The organism is Dysosmobacter sp. Marseille-Q4140 (assembly GCA_018228705.1).
Classification (GTDB): Bacteria; Bacillota; Clostridia; order Oscillospirales; family Oscillospiraceae; genus Oscillibacter.
Map to the genome: position 1 here is coordinate 2,052,517 of CP073694.1, position 17,858 is coordinate 2,070,374.

Annotated in this window: 15 protein-coding genes; 10 read left to right on the forward strand and 5 right to left on the reverse strand. The window is 65.0% G+C overall.

The features are described 5' to 3' along the window. Positions 1-181 precede the first annotated feature (181 nt). The 3 genes from prfB (at position 182) to KFE19_10290 (ending at position 3,395) form a co-directional block, all read left to right on the forward strand. On the forward strand, positions 182-1,306 hold the full coding sequence (gene prfB / locus KFE19_10280; protein QUO39592.1) for a peptide chain release factor 2: 1,125 nt from the start codon (positions 182-184) through the stop codon (positions 1,304-1,306). Between the two features lie 100 nt (positions 1,307-1,406). Continuing rightward, positions 1,407-2,813, forward strand: coding sequence for an MATE family efflux transporter (locus KFE19_10285; GenBank protein ID QUO36812.1), 1,407 nt, complete (start codon positions 1,407-1,409; stop codon positions 2,811-2,813). 189 nt (positions 2,814-3,002) lie between these two features. Then, positions 3,003-3,395, forward strand: a complete 393-nt coding sequence (locus KFE19_10290) for a hypothetical protein (protein QUO36813.1) — start codon at positions 3,003-3,005, stop codon at positions 3,393-3,395. Positions 3,396-3,532: 137 nt separating this feature from the next. Here KFE19_10290 and KFE19_10295 read toward each other — a convergent pair whose 3' ends face one another. Beyond that, positions 3,533-4,246, reverse strand: coding sequence for a M23 family metallopeptidase (locus KFE19_10295; protein ID QUO36814.1), 714 nt, complete (start codon positions 4,244-4,246; stop codon positions 3,533-3,535). Between the two features lie 173 nt (positions 4,247-4,419). Between KFE19_10295 and KFE19_10300 the strand changes: the two genes are divergently transcribed. Then, positions 4,420-5,094 carry a helix-turn-helix transcriptional regulator gene (locus KFE19_10300; protein ID QUO36815.1) on the forward strand — a complete coding sequence of 225 codons (675 nt, stop codon included), beginning with the start codon at positions 4,420-4,422 and terminating at the stop codon, positions 5,092-5,094. 47 nt (positions 5,095-5,141) lie between these two features. Here KFE19_10300 and gpmI read toward each other — a convergent pair whose 3' ends face one another. The 4 genes from gpmI to KFE19_10320 form a co-directional block, all read right to left on the reverse strand. Then, on the reverse strand, positions 5,142-6,659 hold the full coding sequence (gene gpmI / locus KFE19_10305) for a 2,3-bisphosphoglycerate-independent phosphoglycerate mutase (GenBank protein ID QUO36816.1): 1,518 nt from the start codon (positions 6,657-6,659) through the stop codon (positions 5,142-5,144). A 61-nt stretch (positions 6,660-6,720) separates the two neighbouring features. Beyond that, positions 6,721-7,494 (reverse strand): triose-phosphate isomerase, encoded by a 774-nt coding sequence (gene tpiA / locus KFE19_10310; GenBank protein QUO36817.1) that lies wholly within the window; start codon positions 7,492-7,494, stop codon positions 6,721-6,723. Positions 7,495-7,984: 490 nt separating this feature from the next. Next, positions 7,985-9,247, reverse strand: coding sequence for a phosphoglycerate kinase (locus tag KFE19_10315; protein ID QUO36818.1), 1,263 nt, complete (start codon positions 9,245-9,247; stop codon positions 7,985-7,987). Then, positions 9,244-9,774 (reverse strand): tRNA (cytidine(34)-2'-O)-methyltransferase, encoded by a 531-nt coding sequence (locus KFE19_10320; protein ID QUO36819.1) that lies wholly within the window; start codon positions 9,772-9,774, stop codon positions 9,244-9,246. Before KFE19_10320 ends, KFE19_10315 begins: the two co-directional genes overlap by 4 nt. Positions 9,775-9,906: 132 nt before the next feature. Between KFE19_10320 and KFE19_10325 the strand changes: the two genes are divergently transcribed. The 6 genes from KFE19_10325 (at position 9,907) to KFE19_10350 (ending at position 17,672) form a co-directional block, all read left to right on the forward strand. Continuing rightward, positions 9,907-10,206 (forward strand): hypothetical protein, encoded by a 300-nt coding sequence (locus KFE19_10325; GenBank protein ID QUO39673.1) that lies wholly within the window; start codon positions 9,907-9,909, stop codon positions 10,204-10,206. Further along, the gene (locus tag KFE19_10330; GenBank protein QUO36820.1) at positions 10,088-11,209 is read left to right on the forward strand and encodes a glucosamine-1-phosphate N-acetyltransferase; all 1,122 of its coding nucleotides are present in this window, start codon (positions 10,088-10,090) and stop codon (positions 11,207-11,209) included. Before KFE19_10325 ends, KFE19_10330 begins: the two co-directional genes overlap by 119 nt. 62 nt (positions 11,210-11,271) lie before the next feature. Further along, complete coding sequence (locus KFE19_10335; protein QUO36821.1) at positions 11,272-12,231, forward strand: ribose-phosphate pyrophosphokinase; 960 nt, start codon at positions 11,272-11,274, stop codon at positions 12,229-12,231. A gap of 105 nt (positions 12,232-12,336) precedes the next feature. Further along, positions 12,337-12,924: an aminoacyl-tRNA hydrolase gene (gene pth / locus KFE19_10340; GenBank protein ID QUO39593.1), complete on the forward strand. Its 588-nt coding sequence runs from the start codon at positions 12,337-12,339 to the stop codon at positions 12,922-12,924. 130 nt (positions 12,925-13,054) lie between these two features. Next, positions 13,055-16,561: a transcription-repair coupling factor gene (gene mfd / locus KFE19_10345; GenBank protein QUO36822.1), complete on the forward strand. Its 3,507-nt coding sequence runs from the start codon at positions 13,055-13,057 to the stop codon at positions 16,559-16,561. Between the two features lie 61 nt (positions 16,562-16,622). Beyond that, positions 16,623-17,672: a peptidyl-prolyl cis-trans isomerase gene (locus KFE19_10350; protein QUO36823.1), complete on the forward strand. Its 1,050-nt coding sequence runs from the start codon at positions 16,623-16,625 to the stop codon at positions 17,670-17,672. The last annotated feature ends 186 nt before the right edge of the window (positions 17,673-17,858 follow it).

Genomic DNA, 17,858 nt, shown 5'->3' on the forward strand with positions numbered 1-17,858 from the left:
TGAATAAAACATGACCGGACAGCGCTTTCCGCGGAAAAATGCGTTCCGCTCCCCGGCCGCATCTGTCCGCAAGAAAAAAACGGTATGTTTCGGCGGAATTTTCTGCGTTTTTCTTTACAAATGCCGAAGGTTCCTGTATAATACTATGGCTAATGAAAATCTATCGGATGGAGAAATCGCCATGGCCTTGATCGAATACGACGAGTACAAGCAGAAACTGCGGGACCTGGGGCCGGAGCTGGACAAGCTCTCCGCCGCCCTGGACATGGACGGCGCCCAGGCGGAGGCCGCCAAGCTGGAGGACGAGACCGCCCAGGACGGCTTCTGGAACGACCTGGAGCGGTCCCAGAAGGTGCAGCAGCGGCTCAAGCAGCTGCAAAACAAGATCGCCCGGCACAAAAAGCTCATGGCCGAGTGGGAGGATCTGACCGCCCTGTGCGAGATGGGCCAGGAGGCCGAGGACGAGGAGCTGCTGGCCGAGCTGAAGGAGGGCTATGCCGCCCTGGAGGAGAAGGTGGAGGAGACCCGCCTGACTACCCTGCTCTCCGGCGAGTACGACGCCAACAGCGTCATTCTGACCTTCCATGCCGGCGCCGGCGGCACCGAGGCCCAGGACTGGGCCCAGATGCTCTACCGAATGTACACCCGCTGGGCCGAGCGCCACGACTTCGAGTGGAAGACCTTGGACTATGAGGAGGGCGACGAGGCCGGCATCAAGTCCGCCACCATCTCCATCGAAGGTGAGAATGCCTACGGCTTCTTGAAGAGCGAGAACGGCGTCCACCGGCTGGTCCGGGTGTCCCCCTTCGACGCCAACGCCCGCCGCCAGACCTCCTTCGCCGCGGTGGAGGTCATGCCGGAGATCGAGGACGACAACTCCGTGGAGATCCGGCCGGAGGACATCGAGATGCAGGTCTACCGGGCCAGCGGCGCCGGCGGCCAGCACGTCAACAAGACCTCCTCCGCCGTCCGCCTGATCCACAAGCCCACCGGCGTGGTGGTGGCCAGCCAGCAGGAGCGCAGCCAGGTCCAGAACCGGGAGAACTGCATGAAGATGCTGCGGGCAAAGCTGATGGAGCTCAAGGCTCAGCAGCACGCGGAGAAGATCTCCGATATCAAGGGTGTCCAGATGAAGATCGAGTGGGGCAGCCAGATCCGCTCCTATGTATTCATGCCCTACCAAATGGTCAAGGACACCCGCACCGGCTACGAGACCGGCAACATCGACAATGTGATGGACGGCGACCTGGATGGGTTCATCAATGCCTATCTGACCCAGCTGGCCACCGGCGAACTGAAGAAGTAAACGATTCACAAAAAGGCGTGGCCAGGAGCCACGTCCTTTTTGCGGAAAAAACAAGGCGCTTTTGTTATTCATAGAGAGACAAGAAAGGATGAACGAGAGAATGGAACGGAGACCCTCCGCCCCCCGTGAAAACAAAATGGGTGTCCAGCCCGTAGGCAAGCTGCTGGCCGGCATGGCGATCCCCATGATGATCTCCATGCTGGTACAGGCCTTTTACAACATCGTGGACAGCATCTTCGTGGCCCAGCTCAGCGAGGATGCCCTCAACGCGGTGTCTCTGGCCTTCCCCCTGCAGAACCTGATGATCGCCTTCGGCGCGGGTACCGCCGTGGGCATCAACGCCCTGCTGTCCCGGTCTCTGGGCGAGAAGAACCAGGCCATGGCGGACCGGGCCGCCAACACCGGCATTTTCCTGTCCCTGTGCAGCTTCGTGGTCTTTGCCCTGATCGGCATTTTCCTCTCCCGGCCCTTCTTTGAGGTCCAGGCCGCCGGCGAGCCGGTCATTGTGGAGTACGGCACCCAGTACGCCACTATCTGCCTGGGGCTGTCCATCGGCATTTTCAGCCAGTTCTGCTTTGAGCGGCTGCTGCAGTCCACCGGCCGGACCACCCTGGCCATGGTCACCCAGCTCACCGGTGCCATCATCAACATCATCATGGACCCCATCCTGATCTTCGGCCTGCTGGGCGCACCCCGGATGGAGGTGGCCGGCGCCGCCGCCGCCACGGTCATGGGCCAGATCATTGCCGCGGCCCTGGCGGTGTTCATGAACTTCCGGTTCAACCCCGACGTCAACATCCGCCTGCGGGAGATTCGCTGGAACGGCAAGGTGGCCGGGGAGATCTACCGGGTGGGCCTGCCCTCCATCGTCATGCAGTCCATCGGTTCGGTGATGGTGTTCGGCATGAACAAGATCCTCTTCGGCTTCACCAAGACCGCCACCGCTGTGTTCGGCGCCTACTTCAAGCTCCAGAGCTTCGTGTTCATGCCGGTGTTCGGCCTGAACAACGGCATGGTGCCCATCGTGGCCTACAACTTCGGCGCGGCCCGCATGGACCGGGTGAAGCGGACCGTGAAGCTGGCCGTCTGCGCCGCCATCTGCATCATGGCCTTTGGCCTGGCCGTGTTCCAGCTGTTCCCGGAGATGCTGCTGGGCTTCTTCGACGCCTCGGAGGAGATGCTCCGCATCGGCTCCGTGGCCCTGCGGATCATCAGCATCTCCTTCCTGCTGGCGGGCTTCTGCATCATCGCCGGCTCCGTGTGCCAGGCCATCGGCAACCCCTTTTACAGCCTGATCGTGGCCGTGGCCCGTCAGCTGGTGGTGCTGCTGCCGGTAGCGTGGCTGCTGTCCCAGACGGGCCGGCTGGAGCTGGTGTGGGTGGCCTTCCCGGTGGCGGAGCTGATGTCCCTGACCCTCAGCGCCGTGTTCCTGCGGCGCACCATCCGCTCGGCGGAGGCCCGGGTGGGCGCCGTCCAGGCGGAGCAGCTGCCTCCTCAGGAGGCCTGAGACGAACGGAAACAAAGCGGAGGCAGCTGCCTCCGCTTTGTTTTTTGCCTCTGTGCTGAATAGGGGGTGAAGAACATACAGGCAATTTGCGCGGGCATAAAATCATCCTGACGCGGCCGCTGGCGAACCCTCCTCTCTGTTTTTTTCGTCTTGAGAGGCAGAACCATCATCTAAAAGGAGGGAACTCATATGAGAAGGTGCGCCGTATTTGCGTTTGCCTGTGTGCTGTGCCTTGCCGGGTGCAAAAAGACCATTGGCGGTTCAGAACTGTACGCGTTTCCGGAACCGACCATGCTGATTACAGGTACTGTCTGCTCTCAAGGAGAAGAAACCGCATTTGAAATTGGCTCAGAGGACTATGACCCAAAGGACTTGTCCACTGCACCTGTTATCGTGTGGTTCTATAACCTGGAGGTCACTGCCTGCGATGAGCCGGAGGCGGTGGAGGGCGCGGAAAGCTACAGCTTCCAGGTGAAAGGAGAGGATGCGTTTACCTATGAGGACAGGGGCGGCGAAGCGTATTTGATCACCGGCGGCCATTATTATGAGGTAAGGAACCCGTCCGCTCCCCCGATCAAGTAAATGCCAATGTGCGGAAGGGATCGGCAAAAAGGGGCAGGGCCGAAACAGACCTTGCCCCTTTTTGCCGGCCGGCGAACATCCATGGGAAGCGAATACGAAGGCGGGATCTGCGCGCCGGCGCACGTTTTCCGCAGCGATTATTTTTTCAGAAAGCTGGCCGGGTCCACGGGCTCGCCGTCCAGGGTGACGGAGAAGTGCAGGTGGGGCCCCTGGGCCGCCTCGGCTGCGGCGCTGGTGCCCACGGTGCCGATCAGCTGCCCGGCGGAGACGGTGTCGCCCGCCTTTACCACCGGCGGCGACTGGAGATTGGCGTACAGCGTGTGGTAGCCGCCGCTGTGCTCGATGACCACAGTGGTGCCCATGAGCACATCGTCGTCCACCGCAACCACAGTCCCGGCGCTGGCGGCCAACACAGAGGACCCCTCCGCCGCGGCGATGTCCACGCCGTCGTGGGTCCGCCAGTCCTCCAAAGTGGGGTTATAGAGCAGCTGGTCCATGGAAAAGGCCGCCACCACATCTCCCTCCAGGGGGGAGACCACTGTCAGGGGCTCCTCCGCCGTCACCGGGGCCTGGACGGCCACCTCCGTCTCCGGCATGGATACCGGCTGCTCCTCTGCCTCCTCCGCCTCCGGCTCACTCTCCGGCTCCGTCTCCGGCTCCGGCAGCTGGGCCGGCAGGTCCGTCACCGGGGCGGCGGCCTCTTTCTGGACTGCCGGTTCCTCCTGGACCGCGGGCTCCGGCGTCCGGTCCATCAGCAGGAAATAGCCGCCCACGCCCGCCACCGCCAGACACAGCACCAGCGCGGCGTAAAATCCGGGACCGCCCGGAAGGGATCTGAATTTGTCTGCCATGTAAGGATACCTCCCTCAAGTTTGGGTCTGGGGGAAGTATGGGCGGTTTTTCCGGGGTTTATTCCAGAATTCACCGGAAATTTTACAGAACCGGCGGGAAAATCCCGCCGCAACAGATCCTTGCTTGACAGGTTCCGGAGATTGCCGATATGCTGATAGAGAGGTGACGTGGCATGACGGATATTCACAGTCATTTGAAAGCACTCCGCCGGGCTCGGGAGCTGACCCAGGAGGCGGTGGCCCGTCAGATGGGATTGACCCGGCAGGCTGTTTCCAGCCACGAGTCCGGTCGGACCCAGCCGGATCTGGAGACGCTGGCGCGCTATGGGGAGGTTTACGGCGTCTCCCTCCAAGAGATCCTGTACGGCGGCAGCCGCTCGGAACGGCAGCTCCGACGTCTGCGCCGGGCGGCCTGGACGGTGGGAGCGGTCCTGCCGATATGCAACGCCCTCTGGGCTGGACTGCGCTGGACCGCCAGCCGCTTTTTTCCCATACAGGAGGGGCAGATACAGGCGGGCATGCAGAAGGTCTGGGAACAGCACCGGCTTTTGGCGGAGCTAAGCGAAAAAGCCGAGGGATTATCCCTGGTGATCGCCTGGCTGGCGGTGGTGGTGCTGGCGGCGATGGCCCTGCGGCTGGAGCGGCCGGTGCCGCTCCGGGAAAAGTTGAGCTGTCTGGGTATCCTGACGGCGCTGACCATGGCGGCGGTGCTGCCCTTTGCTCTGGCGGATCCGGTGTTTGGGTTGGCCGACTACACAGTGACGCCTCTGCGGCAGATCCTCTGGGGGGCGATGGCGGTGCTGGTCCTTCTGACGGTGGATGCGCTGCGGGGAAGAAAAACCACATAAAAAACGGGAGGCGCTGCTATCCGCAGCGCCTCCCGGCGTTTGGGGTCTTATTTGATGATGAGGGATTTGCCGTCCATCTCCTCGGGACAGGCCAGGCCCATCACGTCCAGGATGGTGGGGGCGATGTCCGCCAGACGGCCGCCGGAGCGCAGCTCGCTGCCGGCGCCGCAGAGAATGAAGGGCACCGGATTGGTGGTGTGGGCGGTCATGGGAGAGCCGTCGGGCTCGGCCATCTGCTCGGCGTTGCCGTGGTCGGCGGTGATCATGGCGATGCCGCCCATCTTCAGCGTGGCGTCCACCACCTTGCCCACGCACGTGTCCACGGTCTCCACGGCCTTGACGGCAGCGTCATAGACGCCGGTGTGGCCCACCATATCGCAGTTGGCGAAGTTCAGGATGATGACGTCATAGGCGCCGGACTCGATCCGCTCCACACACTTGGCGGTGACCTCCGGGGCGCTCATCTCCGGCTGGAGATCGTAGGTGGCCACCTTGGGGGAGGGCACCAGCACCCGGTCCTCGCCGGGGAACACGGTCTCGCTGCCGCCGTTGAAGAAGAAGGTCACGTGGGCGTACTTCTCCGTCTCGGCGATGCGCAGCTGGGTCATGCCCATCTGACTGAGGTACTCGCCCAGGCCGTTGCGGACGGACACCCGGGGGAAGGCCACCTCCACATTGGGCATGGTGGCGTCGTACTCCGTGTTGCACACGAAGGTCAGAGGGAAGGTCTGGCGGGTGAAGCCGTCAAAGTCCGGATCCACCAGCGTCCGGGTGATCTCCCGGGCCCGGTCGGGGCGGAAGTTGAAGAAGATGACGCTGTCGTTGTCGGAGATGGTGCCGTCGGCGTCGCAGACCACCGGCTCCATGAACTCGTCGGTGATCCCGGCGGCATAGGAGTCCTTCACCGCGGCCACCGGCACGGGGTTGAACGAGGCGCTCTCGCCGTAGACCATGGCGTCATAGGCCTGCTCCACCCGGTCCCAGCGCTTGTCCCGGTCCATGGCGTAGTACCGGCCCATGACCGTGGCGATCTTGCCCACGCCGATCTCCCGGCATTTTTCCACCGTCTCGGACACAAAGTCCACGCCGGAGGTGGGGGACACGTCCCGCCCGTCCAGGAAGGCGTGGATGTAGACCTTTTCCAGTCCCCGCTCTTTGGCCATTTTCAGCAGGGCGAATAGGTGGCTGAGGTGGGAGTGGACGCCGCCGTCAGACAGCAGGCCCATCAGGTGCAAAGAGGTGCCGTTTTCCTTGCAGGCGTCCATGGCGTGGCAGTAGGCGGGGTTGGTGAAAAAGTCCCCGTCGGCGATGGACTTGGTGATGCGGGGCAGGTCCTGGAACACCACCCGGCCGGCGCCGATGTTGGTGTGGCCCACCTCGCTGTTGCCCATCTGCCCCTCCGGCAGGCCCACGTCCAGGCCGGAGGCCTGGAGCTCCGTGTGGGCGAACTCCTGAAAGAACCGGTCCAGCCGGGGCGTTTTGGCGGCGCGGACGGCGTTGCCCAGGCCGGAGCCCGCCATGCCGAAGCCGTCCATGATGATAAGTGTAGTGGGTGTTTTGTTCATAGAAACCTCGATTCGGTCACATTTCAATCGACTCCCGCCGGCAGGGCGGGCGCCGCGCAGGTCAGTCCTGATTGGCGGCGTTGACGATCTCCACGAACTGCTCGGGCCTCAGGGCGGCGCCGCCGATGAGGCCGCCGTCGATGTCCGGCTGGGCCAGCAGCTCCGCGGCGTTCTTGGGATTCATGGAGCCGCCGTACTGGATGGTGATGGAGCGGGCCACCCGGGCGCCGTACAGGGAACGGATGGTGGCGCGGATGTTGCCGCAGACCTCGCCGGCCTGCTCGGCAGTGGCGGTCTTGCCGGTGCCGATGGCCCAGATGGGCTCATAGGCGATGATGCAGCGGCGCAGCTTGTCGGCGGGCACGCCGTTGAGGGCGCTCTTGACCTGCAGGGCGATCCACTCGTTGGTGATGCCGGTCTCACGCTGCTCCAGGCTCTCGCCCACGCAGATGATGGGGTTCATGCCGGCGTTCAGCACGGCGTGGACCTTCTTGTTGACGGTGGTGTCGGTCTCGCAGAAATACTGCCGCCGCTCGCTGTGGCCCACGATGACGTACTTGACGCCCAGGTCCTTGAGCATGTCGGCGGAGACCTCGCCGGTGTAGGCGCCCTTCTCCTCGAAGTAGACGTTCTCGGCGCCCACGGAGATCCGCAGGTCCTTGAAGGCCTTGACGGCGGTCTGGATGTTGCAGGCGGGGACGCAGATCAGCGTCTCGCACCACTTGGCGCGGGGCATGATCTTCTTCATGTCCTCAGCGAACTTCTTGGTCTCGGTGGCGGTCATGTTCATCTTCCAGTTGCCGGCGATGACGGTCTTGCGATATCTGCGATTCATAATTTTCTCGTCTCCTTTTATATATCTGATGGTCCGATCTGTACGTTCTCTGGAAAAGAGATCTGCTTCAAACACCCATAGGGGGGGATGAGCTGAAGAAAATCCGGTTTTTTACGGAGAAAACCACTCATTTATACAAGATTTCGCCCGCTTTGTCAAGCATAACGCCGCCTTCGGGAAAAATCCGGAAAAAACGGGCGCCGAGGGTAAAAATCCGGGCTGCACCGATCCGGGAAATCCGCCAGGGATCGGGGATCGCGCTGCCGGGATGGTGGATAGGCGGCCGGGGAACTTACTTGTCCGGGAGGCAGGCCACGCCGGGCAGCTCCTTGCCCTCCATGAACTCCGCCTCTGGCGCCGCTGGACACAGCCGAAGCGCCGCCGGCGGCGGATGAAGCGAGGCTGTGTCGAGGAAGCGGCACGATTGGCGGTCCCGGCAGGGACCGGGAATCGTTTTGCCGCGACGGTGGATAGGCGGCGGCCGGGGAATTTACTTGTCCAGCAGGCAGGCCACGCCCGGCAGCTCCTTGCCCTCCATGAACTCCAGGCTGGCGCCGCCGCCGGTGGAGATGTGGGTCATCTTGTCGGCGTAGCCCAGCTGCTGCACGGCAGCCGCGCTGTCGCCGCCGCCGATGATGGTGATGGCGCCGGTCTTGCTGAGGGCCTCGGCCACGGCCTCGGTGCCCTTGGCGAAGGCGGGGAACTCAAACACGCCCATGGGGCCGTTCCAGATGACGGTACCGGCGTCGGCCACGGCGCCGCAGTACAGCTTCACGGTCTCGGGGCCGATGTCCAGGCCCTGCCAGCCGTCGGGGATCTCACCGGCCTTGACCACCTGGCTCTTGGCGTCGGGGGCGAAGGCGTCGGCGCAGACGGTGTCCACCGGCAGCAGGAGCTTGACGCCCTTGTCGGCGGCCTTTTTCACCATGTCATTGGCGTAGTCTTCCCAGTCGGCCTCCAGCAGGCTGTCGCCCACCTTGCCGCCCTGGGCGGCGGAGAAGGTGTAGGCCATGCCGCCGCCGATGATGATGGTGTCGGCGATCTCCAGGAGGTTGTTGATGACGCCGATCTTGGAGCTGACCTTGCTGCCGCCCAGGATGGCCACCAGGGGCCGCTTGGGATTGGCCAGGGCGCCGCCGACGAAGTCCAGCTCCTTCTGGATCAGGAAGCCGGAGACGGCGGGCAGGTAGTCGGCAACGCCCGCGGTGGAGGCATGGGCCCGGTGGACGGCGCCGAAGGCGTCGGATACATAGACCTCCGCCATGTCGGCCATGGCCTTTGCCAGGGCGGGGTCGTTCTTGGTCTCGCCCTTTTCAAAGCGGGTGTTCTCCAGCAGCAGGATCTCGCCGGGCTTCAGCGCGGCGGCCTTGGCCTGGGCGTCGGGGCCCACCACGTCGGAAGCCATGATGACGGGCTTGCCCAGCAGCTCGCTCAGACGCTGGGCCACAGGGGCCAGGGACAGGGCCTTGAGGGATTTCTCCCAGGCCTCCTTGGTGGCCTCCTTGCCCTTTTCCGCCTGCTTTTTGGCGTAGGACTCGAAGGTGGCCGCGGGCTTGCCCAGGTGAGAGCAGGCGATAACGGCGGCGCCCTGGTCCAGCAGGTACTGGATGGTGGGCAGGGCGGCGCGGATGCGCTTGTCGTCGGTGATGACGCCGCTGCCGTCCTTGGCCAGGGGCACGTTGAAGTCGCAGCGCAGCAGGACCTTCTTGCCGGCCACATCCACGTCACGAACGGTCTTTTTGTTGTAGTTCATTGGGTTTCCTCCGTTTTGTCAGTTGTGTTGGGATCGCGGGGCAGCGCCATCTCGCCGGTGTCCTGCAGGCCGGGGAAGCCGGTTTGCCGCAGGGCCTCGTAGACGCACACCGCCACGGTGTTGCTGAGGTTCAGGCTCCTTGCCTGGGAAATCATGGGGAGGCGGATGCACCGGTCGCGGAACCGCTCCCGGAAGTCCAGGGGCAGCCCCGCCGTCTCCTTGCCGAAGAACAGCCAGCTGTCCGGCGTGAAGCGGGCGGCCTCATAGGACCGGGGGGCCTTGGTGGTGGTGAGCCAGGCCTCCGCCGCGGCCTCAGGGTGCCGGGCGAAGAGGTCGTCCAGACTGTCGTAGGCGGTGACCTCCACCAGGTGCCAGTAGTCCAGCCCCGCCCGGCGCACGGCCCGGTCCGAAATGTCGAATCCCAGAGGCCGGACCAGGTGGAGGCGGCTGCCGGTGGCGGCGCAGGTGCGGGCCACGTTTCCGCAGTTCTGGGGGATCTCCGGTTCCACCAGTACGATATTCAGCATGGCCCACTGCCCCCCTTTTTCATACGAACAGGGTTTATTGTAATCCTTTGCCCACACAAATTCAACCGTAATGTGTAAAGAAATTCGGATTTTCAGAAAAAATTACGACAAAAGAAGCGGAATTTCTGCAAAATGCCGAAAAAAACGAAAAAATTTGCGCGGCGGGGCGTCAAATCCGCCGTCTGCCACAAAAGAACCGGAAAAAGCCGGAACGTTTTCGGGGAAAATTTCACAATAATTTCTTTGGAACCACTGGATTTTCCTAAGAACTTTGTTATAATAAACGTACGAACCATTAAGGAGGAAATCACCCATGGATCATCCGCAGCGCGCCGTGTTCTTTTTGGAGGAGGATTCTTCCGTTCCGGCGCACTCCAAACCGCTGATGCTGGAAGCCGTTCTGTTTTGCCCGATCCTCAGATGGATGAGTGACCAGTTGCTGGCCGATGGCGTGCAGCGGTTTTTTGTCGTTTGCGGACCCCGCTTCGCCCGGGAGGCCCGCGCCTGCCTGCCGGAGGATCTTCCGGTCACTGTGTCGGAGCAGCAGCGGGACCTGCTGGACTTCCTGGACACGGAGGAGGAGACGGCGGTCTTTGTCCACGCCGCCCTGCCCGCGGCGGAGGCCGGCCCCGGCTTCGCCTATGCCGCCTCCGGCCATGAGCTGGCGGAGGTCTGGCGGGAGAAGATGACCAACGCCGTCTCCGGCGCCCGGCTGCTGCCGGGCTGGCTGCCGGTGTTCGGCCTGGAGACCCTGACGGAGCTGGAGCCCCTGTTCCGGGAGCGGATCGTCCGCCGCCACATCCAAAACGGCGTCCGGATCCTGGATCCCTCCGCCGTCTATATCGATCCCCGGGTCCGGGTGGGCCGGGGGACTGCTTTGCTGCCCGGCACCATTCTGCGGGGCGAGAGCGCCATCGGCTGCGGCTGCGAGATCGGGCCCCAGGCCATGGTGGACGGCTGCCAGGTGGGCGACGGCGTGACCATCAACGCCTCCCAGGTCACCGGCAGCACCCTGGCCGACGGCTGCGACGTGGGGCCCTATGCCCACGTGCGTCCCGGCTGCCAGGTGGGACCCAAGTGCCATGTGGGCGCCTTTGTCCAGCTGAAAAACTGCGTGCTGGGCGAGGGCACCAAGATGAGCCACCTGACCTACGTGGGCGACGCCGACGTGGGCAGCGGCGTCAACTTCGGCTGCGGCACCGTCACCACCAACTACGACGGCTTTGAAAAGCACCGCTGCGTCATCGGGGACAACGCCTTCATCGGCTGCAACACCAATCTGGTGGCGCCGGTGACCGTGGGCGAGGGCTCCTATATCGCCGCGGGCGCCACCATCACCAAAGATGTCCCCGCGGACGCCCTGGCCGTGGCCCGGGCCAAGCAGGAGAACAAAGAGGGCTGGGCCCGCCGCCGGCGGCAGATGCACGGAAAATAAGCGCCGGCCTGAATGAAAAGACAAACAAAAATTGATAGATTACAGAAAGAAGGCGTTGGAAAATGATTTCTCACGGCAAAGATGTCAAAATTTTCTCCGGCAACGCGAACCCCAAACTGGCGGATGAGATCTGCAAGCTCATGGGCACCAAGCTGGGTGAGGCTGAGGTAGGCACCTTCTCCGACGGCGAGGTATTCGTCTCCCTGTATGAGACCGTCCGCGGCAGCGACGTGTTCGTGGTCCAGTCCACCTGCGGCGCCGTCAACAACAATCTGATGGAGCTGCTCATCATGATCGACGCCCTGAAGCGGGCCTCCGCCGGCCGGATCACCGCGGTGATCCCCTACTTCGGCTACGCCCGTCAGGACCGCAAGGCCAAGGCCCGCGACCCCATCACCGCCAAGCTGGTGGCCAACATGATCACCGCCGCCGGCGCCGACCGGGTGCTGACCATGGACCTCCACGCCGCCCAGATCCAGGGCTTCTTCGACATCCCGGTGGACAACCTGGCCGGCAACCCCATCTTTGTGGACTACTACGCCAAGAAGTTCGGCGCCGAGTGTGAGAACATGATGGTGGTCTCCCCCGACGTGGGCTCCGTGGCCCGTGCCCGCGCCTTCGCCCAGAAGCTGCACATGAACCTGGCCATCGTGGACAAGCGCCGCCAGAAGGCCAACAGCTGCGAGGTCATGAACGTCATCGGCGACGTCCGGGACAAGGACTGCATCCTCTTCGACGACATGGTGGATACCGGCGGATCTCTGTGCAACGCCGCCCAGGCCCTGATCGAAGTGGGCGGGGCCAAGAGCGTCCACGCCTGCGCCTCTCACGGCGTCCTCTCCGGCCCGGCCCTGGAGCGGGTCAACAACAGCGTCATCCAGGAGCTGGCTCTGCTGGACACCATCCCCGCCGTGGACCCGGTCAAGTGCCCCAAGATCAAGTACCTGTCCGTGGCCCCCATGTTCTCCGAGGCCATCGAGCGCATCTATCAGGAGATCTCCATCTCCAAGCTGTTCCGCTGATACGGAGCGCGCCTTCTTTCTGCGCCGAAATCAAAATCGCATACGCTGCCAGGCGGGGAAGGAAACTTTCCCGCCTTGGCTGACGTTGGGAAAGGATGAGTTCCCCTGCTGTTTGCAAGCAAGACCGCCGGCCCGGAGTGGCTGGTGGTGGGCCTGGGCAATCCGGGCCAGAAGTACGCCAACACCCGCCACAACATGGGCTTTCTGACCGTGGACCTGCTGGCGGAGCAAAAGGGCGTGAAGCTCAACAAGGTCAAGTTCAAGTCCGCCTATAATATCCTCTCCTTCGCCGGGGCCCGGTGTCTGGTGATGAAGCCCCAGACCTATATGAACCTCTCCGGCGAGGCGGTGCGGGAGGCGGCCCAGTTCTACAAGATCCCCGCCGACCACGTGCTGGTGATCTACGACGACGTGTCCCTGCCCGTGGGCAAGCTGCGGGTCCGGCCCACCGGCTCCGCCGGCGGCCACAACGGCATCAAGAACATCATCGCCCATCTGGGCACCCAGGACTTCCCCCGCATCAAGATCGGCACCGGCGCCCCGGGCCAGGACGGCGACATGATCGACTGGGTCATCGGCGTGCCCTCCCAGGCGGACCGGAAGATCCTGCTGGAGAGCTTTGAGCGGGCCATCGAGGCGGCGGCGTGCATCATTGAAAACGGCTGCCAGAAGGCCATGAACGACTTCAACTGACCCCCGGCGGGAAAGTTCCCGCCCGAAAGCGCATACCCTCCATATGACACGGACCATCCCGGCCCCCCGCCAGACGGCGCGGGGGCATTGGGGCGTTGGCTTCCATATTTTTACAGATAGCGAGGACCCTATGGAACGTTTTCTGGAAACACTCAATACGCTCCCCCAGGTGGCCCAGCTGGCGCAGCTGGTGGAGTCCGGCGGCTGCCCGGCGGCGGTGACCGGCCTGCAGCCGGTGCAGCGGGCCTGCGTGGGCGCCGCTGTGGCCCGGGCCGCCGGGCGTCCGGCGGTGTTCGTCTGCGGCGACGAGCGGGAGGTCCAGACCCTCTGCGCCGATCTGGAGACCCTGACGGGCAGCCGTCCGGTGACCCTGCTGGGCCGGGAGTGGCAGCTGCGCCCCGGCGCCGTGGCCTCCCGGGACTGGGAGCGGGGGCGTCTTGCGGCCCTGTACGCCCTGGCCTCCGGCCGGGCGGAGACGGTGGTGGCCACGGCGGACGCCCTGCTGGAGCGGACGCTGCCGCCGGCGCTGCTGAAAGGTCTGGCGGTGACGCTGGAGCCGGGGAAGCGGGTGGATTTGAAGGCCCTGACCGAGGGCCTGCTCCGCGGCGGCTACGCCCGCTGCGACCAGGTGGAGGGCGTGGGCCAGTTCGCCCTGCGGGGCGGCATCCTGGACGTGTTCTCCCCCCTGATGGACCAGCCGGTGCGCTGCGAGTTCTTCGACGACGAGATCGACTCCATGGGAGCCTTCGACCCCGGTACCCAGCGCCGGACCCGGAACCTGGAGACGGCGCTGCTGCTGCCGGCGGCGGAGGTGCTGCCCCACGCGGCCCCCGGGGGCCTTACCGGCCTGGCGGAGGCCCTGGAGACTCTGGCCGCCAGGCTGGAAAAAAAACAGAAGGCGGAGGCCCAGGTCCGGACCCTCCGGGAGGACGCCGAGCGGCTGAGGGCCGGGGCCGTCCCCGGCGGCATGGACCGGTATCTGGCCGCCGTGTACAAGGAGGTCACCGCCGGCGTCCATTATCTGCCCGCCGACGCGGTGGTGTTCCTCAGCGAGAGCGGCCGGGTGGACGAGCGGGTGAAAAACACCCTCCTGCGGCTCAAGCAGGACACGGAGGCGCTGCTGGAGGCCGGGCTGATGACCGGGGAGTACGCCCGGCTGTGCCTGGGGGCCGAGGAGTTCTACGCTGCGCTGGAGGACTTCCCCGTCATTATGGAAAACGCCCTGCCTACCTCCCGCTATCCCCTGCGGCCCAGGGACCTCACCGCCGTCAACGCCAAGCAGCTCAGCTCCTACGGCGGAAGCCTGGAGACCGCCGTTACGGACCTGGAGCACTACCGCTCCGCCGGCAGCGCCGTGCTGATGCTCTGCGGCGGGGAGACGAGGGCCCGAAACCTGCTGCGGATGCTGGAGGACCGGGGCATTCCGGCCACGCTGGACCTCAAGGGCGCCGCTATGCCGGCGCCGGGGGAGGTCCGGATCTCCCTGGGGGCCCTCTCCGCAGGCAGCGAGTGGCCGGCGCTGCACCTGGCGGTGCTGACGGAGGGACAGCTGTCCGCCCCGGCGGTCCGCCGGCGGCAGAAGCTGAAAACCGACTCCAACCGCCAGAAGCTCCAGTCCTACACCGACCTCTCCCCCGGGGACCTGGTGGTCCACGTCCACCACGGCGTGGGCCGGTTCTCAGGGCTGCAGCGGATGCCGGTGGACGGCGTGGAAAAGGACTATATCAAGATCGACTACGCCGGGGGCGACTGCCTGTACGTCCCCGTGACCCAGCTGGACCTGGTCAGCAAATACATCGGCGGCGGCGAGGACCAGGAGCGGACCCGCCTCAACAAGCTGGGCGGCACCGAGTGGGCCAAGCAGAAAACCAAGGCCAAAAAGGCGGTGAAGGACCTGGCCAAGGGCCTCACCCAGCTCTACGCCGAGCGGCAGCGGCGGCCGGGCTTCGCCTTCTCCCCGGACTCCCCCTGGCAGCGGGAGTTCGAGGAGGCCTTCGACTACGCCGAGACCGACGACCAGCTCCGCTGTATCGCCGAGATCAAGGCCGACATGGAGCGGCCTCGGCCCATGGACCGGCTGCTGTGCGGCGACGTGGGCTACGGCAAGACCGAGGTGGCCCTCCGGGCGGTGATGAAGTGCGTGCTGGACGGTAAGCAATCCGCCATTTTGGTGCCCACCACGGTCCTGGCCCAGCAGCACTACGCCACGGCGGTGAACCGGTTCCGGGACTTCCCGGTGAAGATCGAGGTCCTCTCCCGCTTCACCACCGCCAAGGAGCAAAAGCGCATCCTGGGGGCCCTGAAGGCCGGAGGGGTGGACCTTTTGATCGGCACCCACAAGCTGCTGCAAAAGACCGTGGAGTTCAAGGACCTGGGGCTGCTCATCATCGACGAGGAGCAGCGCTTCGGCGTCACCCACAAGGAGCGGCTCAAGGAGATCAGCCGCCAGGTGGACGTCCTGACCCTCTCCGCCACCCCCATCCCCCGGACGCTGAACATGGCGCTCTCGGGCCTCAGGGACATGTCCACCCTGGAGGAGCCCCCGGCGGACCGCCAGCCGGTCCAGACCTATGTGCTGGAGCACGACTGGGCCATCCTGGAGGACGCTATTCGCCGGGAGCTGAGCCGGGGCGGCCAGGTCTACTACCTCCACAACCGGGTGGAGACCATCGACCTCACCGCCGCCCGGCTCCAGAAGATACTGGGGCCGGAGGCGCGCATCGTCACCGGCCACGGCAAGATGAGCGAGCAGGAACTGTCCTCCGTCATGCAGGCCATGGTGGACGGCGAGGCGGACATCCTGGTGTGCACCACCATCATCGAGACCGGCATCGACATCCCCAACGTCAACACCCTCATCATCGAGGACGCCGACAAGATGGGCCTCAGCCAGCTCCACCAGATCCGGGGCCGCATCGGCCGCAGTGCCCGCCGGGCCTACGCCTATCTCACCTTCCGGCGGGGCAAGGTCCTCCAGGAGACCGCCGCCAAGCGCCTGGCCGCCATCCGGGAGTACGTGGAGTTCGGCTCCGGCTTCAAGATCGCCATGCGGGACCTGGAGATCCGGGGCGCGGGCAACCTGCTGGGTCCGGAGCAGTCCGGCTACCTCATGAGCGTGGGCTACGACCTGTACCTCAAGCTCCTGGAGGAGGCTGTTTTGGAGGAGCAGGGCCAGGAGAAGCAGGTGGAGACCGAGTGCGCCGCGGACCTGACCGTCAACGCCCACATCCCCGACCGGTACGTGCCCTCCCCGGAGCAGCGGATGGACCTCTACCGCCGCATTGCCGCCATCCGCACCGACGAGGACGCCTCGGACCTGCTGGACGAGCTGCTGGACCGCTACGGCGAGGCCCCCAAGGCCGTGCTGGCGCTGCTGGACGTGGCCCTGCTCCGCGCCGCCGCCGCCAAGGCCGGCGTGTCGGACATCTCCCAGAAGGGCAATGTCCTGCGTCTCCAGCTGGGCCTGTTCCACCCGGCGGCCCTGGCGGCCGTGTGCGGCCTGGCCAAGTACCGCCGCCGCCTGACCCTGGCAGCGGGGGAGGTGCCCGCCCTGTCCCTGACCCTCAAACCCGGCGAGGACGTGCTGGAGGCCGCCAGGACCCTGGTGGAGGACCTGACCCTGGCCGCGGAAAAATAAGGCATATGTGTTCGGCTCCTCCCATAGGATGAAGGGACATCCTACGGGAGGAGCCTTGTACATGAGAAGGATCATCACCGCTGCCCTCGCCTGCGCTTTGCTGCTGACCCTGGCCGCCTGCGGCGGCAAAGGGACCCCGCCGGGGGACGACCTGCTGTCCCGGGCCTCCGGCACCCCCTCCGATGAGCCGGGCCTGACCGTGGACGGCCGGGAGGTGGAGGCCTGGCGGTACCTCTACTGGCTGGCCTACACCTGCGACAGCATCCAGACCGCCTACGATGACGCCGGCACAGAGCTGGACTGGGACGCCGCCTTCGGTGAGGGCACCCTGGCGGACTACGCCGCGGAGCAGGCCCTGGCGGACACGGTGCTCTACGCCGTGGTGGAAAACATGGCGGAGGACCAGGACTGCGCCCTGACCGAGGAGGACCGGGCCGCCATGGAGGCCGACTGGACCGCCGCGGCGGAGGCCGCCGGAGGCGAGGACGCCTACCTCACCGATCTGGGACGGCTGGGCCTGGACCGGACCCGGGCGGAGACCCTGGCCGCTACCGCCTACCTCTACGACCGGCTGCGGCAGAGCGCCGGTGACCCGGAGAGCGGCGCCTACCCCACGGCGGAGGACCTGGCCGCCTTCGGCGCCGACAGCGGCTATCTTACCCTGGACTTCATCCGGGTGGACGCCGGGGACGACGCCGAGGCCGCCCGTGCCCGGGCCGGAGAGGCCTTCTCCAAGCTCAACGGCTCCGCCGCCCCGGAGAACGACTTCGCGGTCCTGGCCGCCACGTACAGCGACGACCCTGACCGGGACCAGTACCCCCACGGCCGGACCTTCCGCGCCGGGGAGGGCACCCTGCCCGCGGCGGCGGAGGAGGCGGCCCTGGACCTGGAGGAGGGCCAGTGGAGCGGCATCGTGGAGGCTGACGGCAGCTTCTATATCCTGCTGCGGTTGCCGCTGGACGCCTCCGCCACCGCTGCCGAGTGGTTCGACTGGCGGCTCCAGTCCGCTGCGGAAGCGGCGGAGGTAAAGTGGACCTCCACCCTGGAGGACTTGGACGCCGGAGAATTCTGGAGCGCCCTGATGGATGCGGAGGACGCTCCGCAAACGTGACCGCCGGGAGACGGCCCCATCCAATTTCGTCAAGGTGACGAAATTGGATGGGGTTTTGTCAAAGATTTAACAAAAATGGGACGAACGGCCATTTTGCCATTGACGGGGGCGGATAAACCCACTATAATCAAACTTGCGAGGGGAGGCAGACAGGCGTTTGTCAAAAAATTAGCAATCCTGTTTATT